General features: G+C 74.2%; 3 protein-coding genes. 2 read left to right on the top strand and 1 reads right to left on the bottom strand.

Annotated elements, in window-relative coordinates; all coding sequences use genetic code 11:
- Positions 1 to 190: 190 nt before the first annotated feature.
- Positions 191 to 694 (top strand): DUF6325 family protein, encoded by a 504-nt coding sequence (locus tag ACIQOV_RS40530; RefSeq protein ID WP_401056028.1) that lies wholly within the window; start codon positions 191 to 193, stop codon positions 692 to 694.
- A 70-nt stretch (positions 695 to 764) separates the two neighbouring features.
- Positions 765 to 1055, top strand: a complete 291-nt coding sequence (locus ACIQOV_RS40525; RefSeq protein ID WP_401056026.1) for an SHOCT domain-containing protein — start codon at positions 765 to 767, stop codon at positions 1053 to 1055.
- Positions 1056 to 1137: 82 nt separating this feature from the next.
- On the opposite strand, the gene ACIQOV_RS40520 is transcribed toward ACIQOV_RS40525, so the two are convergent.
- On the bottom strand, positions 1138 to 1680 hold a 543-nt coding region (locus ACIQOV_RS40520), incomplete at its 5' end, for a hypothetical protein (RefSeq protein ID WP_401056024.1).

Raw genomic sequence — 1680 nt, 5'->3', positions numbered from 1 at the left:
CGGGCTGGGCCACCCGGACGAGGGGCGCGACCCGGCCGCCCGCCCTCCGCCCGGTCCGGGACGTGCCCGGCACCGGGCCGCCGCCTCACCCCGGGCAGGTGATCCGCCGGCGCGTCGGCGGCCCGTACGGTCGGTATCAGCGCCCGGCCCGCCGGGACGGGCGAGGGACTCCCCCGAAAGGAGCACCGCCATGGCCGAGGACGTCCTCGCCGAGACCGGGCCCATCGACTACGTGGTGGTCGAGTTCCCCGGCAACCGGATGACCGGGGAAGCACTCCCGCTGCTGGTCGACCTGGTGGACCGGAATGTGATCCGCATCCTGGACTTCGCGTTCGTGCGCAAGGACGCCGACGGCACCGTCACGGGCATGGAGATCGCCGATTTCGACGGCGACGGCCGACTGGACCTGGCCGTCTTCGAGGGCGCCGGGTCGGGCCTGCTCGACGCCGGCGACCTGAGCGAGGCCGCCGGGGTCATCGAGCCCGGCAACTCGGCCGGTGTGCTCATCTACGAGAACACCTGGGCCGCCCCGTTCGCCACGGCCCTGCGCCGGGGCGGTGCCCGGCTGGTCGCCAGTGGCCGGGTGCCGATGCCCGAGCTGCTGCGCTCCCTGGACGAGCTGGACGGTGCCGGCGGGAACGAACCGACGGACGCGCCGGGCGGCTCCGCCTCCGGGCCGTCCGCCACCGCGTGAAGCCCCGGGACCTGAAGCCACCGGGACGCGAAGTCGCCGAGACCTGAAGCCACCGAGAGGAGTACGCGTCATGCCTGGACTGCTGCGCGGTGTCGCGCGCACCGCCGTCGTCGCCGGAACGGCGACCGCCGTGTCCAACCGGGTGTCCCGTCGCCAGGCGGGCCGTTGGGCGCAACAGGAGGTGGCGGCCGAACCAGCACCGCCGCCCCCGCCGCCCGCTCCCGCCGCACCCGCCGCACCCGCCCCGACGGGGGTGGACGCGAAGATCTCCCAGCTGCAGCAGTTGGCGCAGCTGAAGGACCAGGGAGTCCTCACCGAGGAGGAGTTCGCCACGCAGAAGCAGCGGCTCCTGGCCGGCTGACACCGCCGGCACGGTACTGAGCACCGTCGGCACGGCGCTGAACACGGTCGGCACGGCGGCGGCCTCACCCGCCGCGGGTGATTCAGTGCCCGACGGCGACCTTGGCCGCCACGATGACCAGGCCCAGGAGCAGGTTGACCACCCCCTCGGCGAGGATCTGGCCCGACGAGGCGCCCGCCCGGCGGGCGCCCAGCGTCGCCCAGGCCACCTGCTGCGCCACGGCGACACCGAGGGCGAGCCAGGCGTTCTCCCCCGCCCCCAGCCACGGGCTGACCAGCACCGCCAGGGCGGGCAGCGCCGACGCCTCGACCAGCGGCCACTCGTGCCGGCCGACCTCGCGCACCTGGCTCCAGGTGACCTGGTGGCCGGCCTCGCGCTCCCCCGCCACCAGCGCGTAGACGTGCGCGATCCAGAACACGATCCCGGTGATCACCAGCAGCAGGATGAGCGACAGCCGGGGGTGCGGTTCGGTGAGGCTGGAGGCCGCGATCACGGAGGCGGCGAGCATCGAGCCGTACACCGCTCCGGCGTAATCGGTCCGCTTCCGGATTCCGCCCCGGGCCGGTTCTGCTACGGCGTGCTGATCGTGGTCGTGGTGATGCTCGCCCGGTACACCTTCAACGAC

This window comes from Kitasatospora sp. NPDC091257 (genome assembly GCF_044757675.1).
GTDB lineage: Bacteria > Actinomycetota > Actinomycetes > Streptomycetales > Streptomycetaceae > Kitasatospora > Kitasatospora lactacystinica.
This window is presented reverse-complemented; position numbering and strand designations above follow the sequence as displayed.